Below are 4,467 nucleotides of genomic sequence, written 5' to 3'. Positions count from 1 at the left end.
GAACACGGAAGTTAAGCTCTTTAGCGCCAATGGTAGTTGGGACTTTGTCCCTGTGAGAGTAGGACGTTGCCAGGCACTTGAAAAAAGACTAGCTATTTTAGCTAGTCTTTTTTGTATGTTCATTTAAGTAACAAGAAATTAAGTAAGGAATCTTTTGAGCCGTAACCTCCAGGAATCTCAAGATAAATGGGTAATCTTTCGAAGAGTATGTATGCAATAATTCATACCACCACTCCGTTTCATAACGTGAAATCATACTTAAATTATAAAGTAATAAGTAATGTGCCAACATCTCAGGGAAATATAAGCAGCTATCTTTTTCCAAGGGCGCATGCAGCGTGTTATCTTGGAAATTGTACATAAAAGGTGAACAATTATATAAACGGCTTGAAGGGTCAAGAATACGTACCTGATCTTCTGACAGAGACAATGATAGACGGGAACGCTCTTTTAAAAAAGAGTAGAGCCTTTCGTGATTCATATGATAACACCGTGTAACTTGTTCAGGAATAGACAAAGAAGTAGCTGGAAGCAATCCAATAGTTGTTAAATGGGAAAATGACCTAGTACCCAAATTTAAAAATAATGTATCTAATTCTGGTACGCACGACAACAGGTAATTCATTGTATATTTACTACCTTCTAGTTGTTTCACATGAAACAATTCTTCTCCTACTTGTGAAAACAAACCGCTTTTTTGGATCTTAACTTCATCATCTAAAAAACCATAACTTTGTTTTTTTCTTTTTCGTGTTGATACTCCATGTGCTAACACCGCCGTATTCTCTGGATATACGGGATTTTGTGTTAACAAACAGGCTTTTAACAGCTGTGACATTCCATAAAATAATAAAACTGGTTGAACTGATACAGGAGATTGTGCCGCAACTTGATAATAATTTTTACTGTGTTCCAAATAATAAATAAAGGGGTAACTGTTTTTAAAGCTATGTTGCTCTGCATCGCTATAATTCAATTTTTGATAGCGCTTTTTTAAAAAGTCTTGTACAAAAGGAACGGAGAAAAATAAATTGTAGGACGTCCAAACATCATTAAATTTATGCAACTAAATCACCTTTTCTTTTTATTAGAATTATCTGATATCTAGTGAAGTTATTGACAGGTACATATCTGCTTGTTAATCTACTAATAATATTCTGTCGTTTAAAGGAGGATTCTATAATGTGGGAAAGCAAATTTTCTAAAGAAGGCTTAACATTTGATGACGTTTTACTGGTGCCAGCAAAATCTGAGGTATTACCTAAAGACGTTGATATGAGTGTTGAACTAACAAAAACATTAAAATTAAAGGTGCCGTTCATCAGTGCAGGAATGGATACAGTTACAGAAGCTGAAATGGCTATTGCGATGGCTAGACAAGGTGGTTTAGGTATCATTCACAAAAACATGTCGATTGAACAGCAAGCAGAACAAGTTGATAAAGTAAAACGTTCTGAAAGTGGTGTTATCACGGATCCTTTCTTTTTAACTCCTGAAAACCAAGTATTTGCTGCTGAACATTTAATGGGCAAATATCGTATCTCAGGTGTGCCGATTGTCAACAACGAAGAAGAACAAAAACTAGTTGGAATCCTTACAAACCGCGACTTGCGTTTTATCCAAGATTATTCAATGCAAATTGCTGATGTAATGACAAAAGAAGAATTGGTTACTGCTCCAGTAGGAACGACTTTAGAAGAAGCAGAGAAAATTCTACAGCAATACAAAATTGAAAAGTTACCTCTTGTAGATGACAATGGCGTATTAAAAGGCCTTATCACAATTAAAGACATTGAAAAAGTAATTGAGTTTCCAAATGCAGCTAAAGATCAACAAGGTCGATTATTAGTTGGAGCAGCTGTTGGCGTAACAGCTGATTCAAACGTTCGTATCGAAAAATTAGTACAAGCTGGCGTTGATGTTATCGTTATTGATACAGCTCATGGACATTCACAAGGCGTTTTAGATACGGTAAGCAGCATTCGCGAGGCATATCCAGAGTTAAATATTATTGCTGGCAACGTAGCAACTGCTGAAGGTACAAAAGCATTAATTGAAGCAGGAGCAAACGTAGTAAAAGTAGGAATTGGACCTGGTTCAATTTGTACAACTCGTGTTGTAGCTGGTGTAGGCGTTCCACAAATTACAGCAGTATATGATTGTGCAACTGAAGCTCGTAAGCACGGTGTAGCTATTATCGCAGATGGCGGTATTAAATACTCTGGAGATATTGTAAAAGCACTTGCAGCTGGTGGACATACAGTAATGCTAGGAAGCCTTCTAGCAGGAACGACAGAAAGTCCTGGAGAAACAGAAATCTACCAAGGTAGACGCTTTAAAGTGTACCGTGGAATGGGTTCTGTAGGAGCTATGGAAAAAGGAAGTAAAGATCGATACTTCCAAGAAGATAATAAAAAATTAGTTCCAGAAGGTATCGAAGGACGTTTGCCTTACAAAGGACCTGTAGCAGATACTTTATATCAAATGATCGGCGGTTTACGCGCAGGAATGGGTTACTGTGGTTCAGCTAACTTAGAAGCGTTACGTGAACAGGCACAATTCATTCGTATGACTGGAGCAGGTTTAAGAGAAAGCCACCCACATGATGTACAAATCACAAAAGAATCTCCTAACTATTCTATGAGATAATCATGAATGTTTAAAAAACACGTTTCCCTATTAGGGAAACGTGTTTTTTATGTCATGGATCATGAATGTAACAGTACTTCTTTATCTATTTTTTTAAATTTTAGTATGATAAAATTACATTTATGTGAGTTTACGTTTGGAGGGTATAGAGTGAGAAACGCAGTACAGAAACAATTAATTTGTGTCATTGCTGTTATGTTAATGGCCAGCGTATTTTTTGTCTCTACACAAGCATCAGCTGCTCCTAAAACAGATGATATTGGCGTTGAAGCAGATGCAGCGATCTTAGTAGAGGCAAGTACGGGGAAAGTATTATACGGGAAAAATACGGATGCTTTATTAGGTATTGCAAGCATGACAAAAATGATGACAGAATACCTAGTATTAGAATCCATAAAAGATAAGAAATTATCTTGGGATCAACGTGTGCCAGTTAGTAAATATGCAGCTAAAATTTCTCAAGATTATGGATTATCGAATGTACCGTTAATTGAAAACCAAAAATACACGGTGAAAGAATTATATGATGCCATGGCTATTTACTCAGCTAATGGAGCTGCAATCGCTTTAGCTGAAGCTGTCAGTGGTTCTGAAGAAAACTTTATTAAGTTAATGAACGAAACGGCAAAAAGATTAAATATGGGTGAATCAAAATTTGTCAATTCCACAGGTCTTTCTAATTCTCTGTTAAAAGGAATGTATCCAAAAGGAACGAAGGAAGAAGATGAGAACCTTCTATCGGCTCGGGCAGTTGCTACCCTTGCTTATCACTTAATTCATGATTATCCAGAATCTTTGGAAGTAGCTAAAACTCCTTCTAAGATGTTTAGACAAGGGCAACAAGGCGAAACAAAAATGAACAATTGGAACAAGATGCTCCCAGGTTTTTCAGCTGCCTACAGCGGCGTAGACGGTTTAAAAACTGGCCATACAGATTTTGCAGGTCAATGTTTCACTGGGACTGCAGAGCGTAACGGGGTAAGATACATAACAGTTGTAATGAATGCTAAGGAAAACGGCAAGTCTACGGAAGCTGCTCGTTTTTCCCAAACAAAAAAGATATTGGATTATGCTTTTAGTCATTTTCAGTTAAAAGAAGTAGTGCCTGCTAACGGCGAGATTAAAGGGCATGAAACAATTAATGTTGCTAAAGGAAAATCAAAAGAAGCTTCCGTTTCTCCAAAGAATTCGGTAAAGATTATTACCGAAAAAGGTCAAAAAGATCATACTAAAATCAACTTTAAGTTAAACGATAAAGTTATGAACGATCAAAAAGTTGTTGCTCCTATTAAAAAAGGAGAAACAGTTGCTTATGTCAGTGCAACAAACAGCAATCTTAAAGATTTAGGCTATGTAGGAGGTCAAACTACAGATAGCATGACGCCGGTTGTGACAAACGAATCTGTTGAAAAAGCTGGATGGTTCTCTCTCGCTATCCGCAGTATTGGCAACTTCTTCAGCGATATTTGGATGAATGCTGCAAATACAGTGAATAACTGGTTTTAATGATAACTGAAGAGAAAGAAGAGATACTACAAGAGAGTATCTCTTCTTTTTATTTTTAGATTTGTTTGTATATAATCTATAAATTAGATAGGAATTTTCCGAAAAATGCGGTAAAATAGACACTAAGTTTTGAATTTTGTATATACACTAAAAATTATTGTGAAACACTTGATACAGGAGGAAGACAAACATGAATAACATTACAGGTACTGATCGTGTAAAACGAGGAATGGCGGAAATGCAAAAAGGTGGCGTTATCATGGACGTTATCAATGCAGAGCAAGCAAAAATTGCAGAAGCAGCAGGCGCTGT

General features: G+C 36.6%; 3 protein-coding genes and 1 pseudogene. 3 read left to right on the top strand and 1 reads right to left on the bottom strand.

Features of this window, described 5'->3' with window-relative positions; all coding sequences use genetic code 11:
* Positions 1 to 97: 97 nt before the first annotated feature.
* Positions 98 to 1,066 (bottom strand): YaaC family protein, encoded by a 969-nt coding sequence (locus AC3WJG_RS26635; RefSeq protein WP_337134720.1) that lies wholly within the window; start codon positions 1,064 to 1,066, stop codon positions 98 to 100.
* Positions 1,067 to 1,182: 116 nt separating this feature from the next.
* On the opposite strand from AC3WJG_RS26635, the gene guaB reads away from it, so the two are divergent.
* The 3 genes and pseudogenes from guaB to AC3WJG_RS26620 form a co-directional block, all read left to right on the top strand.
* Complete coding sequence (gene guaB / locus AC3WJG_RS26630; protein WP_013081319.1) at positions 1,183 to 2,649, top strand: IMP dehydrogenase; 1,467 nt, start codon at positions 1,183 to 1,185, stop codon at positions 2,647 to 2,649.
* 150 nt (positions 2,650 to 2,799) lie between these two features.
* Positions 2,800 to 4,155, top strand: coding sequence for a serine hydrolase (locus AC3WJG_RS26625; RefSeq protein ID WP_028410382.1), 1,356 nt, complete (start codon positions 2,800 to 2,802; stop codon positions 4,153 to 4,155).
* Between the two features lie 190 nt (positions 4,156 to 4,345).
* Positions 4,346 to 4,467, top strand: a pseudogene (locus AC3WJG_RS26620) (pyridoxal 5'-phosphate synthase lyase subunit PdxS); the annotation flags it as partial.

It is taken from the genome of Priestia sp. FW507-14D1A (genome assembly GCF_058781295.1).
The sequence above is the reverse complement of the archived record's forward strand: the minus strand, read 5'-3'. Positions and strand labels throughout refer to the sequence as shown.

Bases quoted from the DNA above. Each gene is read 5' to 3' on its own strand.
- guaB (WP_013081319.1), top strand. From the start codon at position 1,183: ATGTGGGAAAGCAAATTTTCTAAAGAAGGCTTAACATTTGATGACGTT.